The following is a 659-nucleotide window of genomic DNA, read 5'->3' as shown; positions in this document are numbered from 1 at the left end:
CGTGGGCCCGACCTCGTCGTCGAGGACGACCTTGCGGCCGCGTTGAAGGGGACCGACTTCGTGTTCTCTGCCATCAGGGTGGGTGGGCTGCGCGGTCGCACCCTCGATGAGCGCTCGGCGCTGGCCGAGGGGGTGCTCGGCCAGGAGACCACGGGTGCCGGAGGAATCTGCTACGGGCTGCGGACTGTTCCGGTGGCGCTGCAGATCGCCGAGGCGGTGCACGAGCATGCGCCGTCGGCGTGGGTCATCAACTTCACCAACCCGGCCGGGATGGTCACGGAGGCGATGAGCCGGGTGCTCGGCGACCGGGTGATCGGTATCTGCGACTCACCGGTCGGGTTGTTCCGCCGGGTCGCTCGCGCGCTTGGGGTCGACGTCGACCACGCCTGGTTCGACTACGCAGGCCTCAACCACCTGGGCTGGCTGCGTCGCGTTCTCGTCGACGGCCGGGATGTACTGCCGGACCTGCTGGCCGACGACGACGCGCTGGCCACCTTCGAGGAGGGGCAGCTGTTCGGCGGCCCGTGGCTGCGCGCGCTCGGCGCGATCCCGAACGAGTACCTCTACTACTACTACTTCACGCAGGATGCGATCGCCTCGATCAGCGAGGCGCCCGCGACGCGGGGTGAGTTCCTGCTCAGTCAGCAGGAGGCGTTCTA

Annotated in this window: 1 protein-coding gene; it reads left to right on the top strand. The window is 69.0% G+C overall.

Features of this window, described 5'->3' with window-relative positions:
- Positions 1-659 (top strand): family 4 glycosyl hydrolase (locus tag ELR45_RS38280; RefSeq protein WP_476704131.1); only part of this gene is annotated, 659 nt, incomplete at both ends.

Source organism: Phytoactinopolyspora endophytica, from assembly GCF_004138495.1.
Taxonomy (GTDB): domain Bacteria; phylum Actinomycetota; class Actinomycetes; order Jiangellales; family Jiangellaceae; genus Phytoactinopolyspora; species Phytoactinopolyspora endophytica.
The sequence above is the reverse complement of the archived record's forward strand: the minus strand, read 5'-3'. Positions and strand labels throughout refer to the sequence as shown.